1 protein-coding gene is annotated in these 1,640 nt (G+C 63.7%); it reads right to left on the bottom strand.

What is annotated here, in order from left to right; genetic code table 11:
* Positions 1 to 45: 45 nt before the first annotated feature.
* Positions 46 to 1,589 (bottom strand): IS3 family transposase gene (locus B1A74_RS10050; protein ID WP_099049994.1). Its coding sequence is split into 2 segments (ribosomal slippage): positions 46 to 1,118 and positions 1,118 to 1,589, totalling 1,545 coding nucleotides; the frame shifts between segments, so codons are not numbered across the junction.
* Positions 1,590 to 1,640 lie beyond the last annotated feature (51 nt).

The following is a 1,640-nucleotide window of genomic DNA, read 5'->3' as shown; positions in this document are numbered from 1 at the left end:
CGCTATCTGTCAACGTAGATGACGCCTGAGAGGTTTCTCGGTTCTTTAACAATTGGCCGCCGTTTCCGGATTCAAGGCGACGGCCTCCGGTAGACCGAAGTCCCGGATTGCCCCGGCCCAGCGTTCCGGGTGGGTATCACGTGCTCGCTCGTATGTGGCCTTGCGGTTCGCCAGGATCCGAGTGGCCTCGCCACGATGGCGCTGGGCCGGCGTGACGTATTTCAGTGCGCTGTGCCGGTGTTCTTCGTTGTACCAGTGCACGAAGGTAAGCATCCATTCGCGAGCTTGCTCGAGCGTGGCGAAGCCCTTCGACGGGAAGCCCGGGCGGTATTTCAGTGTCCGGAACAGTGCCTCGGAGTAGGCGTTGTCGTTGCTTACCCGGGGGCGGCTGCGCGAGGGTGTGATCCCAAGGTCGTAGAGCTTCTGCAGGAATGTCGCCGCCTTCATGGGACTGCCGTTATCGGAATGCAGAATCAACGGCTTGGCCCTCGCGGCCAGGTGCTCCCGCCAGTGGGCTTTCTCGATGAGCTCACTGGCCAGTTCGCCGTTCTCGGCGGCGTGGACCTCATGACCGACGATCTTGCGGCTGAATACATCCACGATCAGGTAGAGGTACCACCAGGTCCCGCAAGCCGGTCCGGGGAGCCAGGAAATATCCCAGGACCATAGCCGGTTCGGCGCATCCGCCACGTGGGTTGTGGGTGGCCGTCTGCCGTGAGGGGCCTTGTGACGGCCGCGGTGATGATTCTGGTCGTGATCGCGCAGCACCCGGTAGAACGTCGACTCCGAGGCGATGTAACGGCCCCGGTCGGCCTGGTCTGCGACGATGTAAGCCGGCGGCTGACTGCGGTAGCGGGGCTCATTGCAAAGATCCAGAATCACCGTGCGCTCCCGTTCTGCGAGTTTGTTGTGCGGCTCCGGGCGTTTGGCGTCCGCACGGCCGTCCGAGCGCACACCCTCAGGTCGGCTCCAGCGCTGGTAGGTGCGAACACTGACGCCGATGATGGCGCAAGCTTTGGCCAGCCGGGCTCCGTCGCGCTGCGCCTGTGCAACCAAGGCGACGGTGTGCTGGCGATCCGGGAGGCTGGTCAGTCGTCCTCGTCGTTGCGGCCCCAGATCGCCTCGGCTTTTTTTGACAGCGTCAGCAGCGCTGCCGTCTCCGCCAGGGCCTTGTCCTTGCGCCTGAGTTCGCGCTCGAGCTTCTTCATGCGCTTGTGCTCGGCCTTACGCTCCTGGCGAGAGCGTTTGTCCTGCTCGGCCGCATTGGCGTTCGCTTCCATGCAGGCCTGCCGCCAGGCTTCAACCTGCTCGGGGTAGAGCCCCTTCTCGCGGCAATAGGCGCTGAACTCCGCCTCGGTCATTGGCGCGGTCTCGAGCACGACGCGGAACTTCTCCTCGCTGCTCCAGCCCTCCGGGGTCGATCCTCGTGATGGCAAAACCTGTCCTCTCTCACGGGCCTGTTTGCGCCAATTGTACAGGGTCGCCGTGGAGATCCCCTCGGCCTCGGCCACCTCGGGGACAGTGAGGTTCATCGGTGGTGCCAGCTTGCGCAGGACGGCTTCCTTACGCTCCGCGGAGTAGTGCTTCATGGTTGTCACCTGTCGGTTGCGTTGAGGCGACAACTACGTTGACTGATAGGG

It is taken from the genome of Thioalkalivibrio halophilus (genome assembly GCF_001995255.1).
In the GTDB taxonomy this organism is placed as follows: Bacteria; Pseudomonadota; Gammaproteobacteria; order Ectothiorhodospirales; family Ectothiorhodospiraceae; genus Thioalkalivibrio; species Thioalkalivibrio halophilus.
This window is presented reverse-complemented; position numbering and strand designations above follow the sequence as displayed.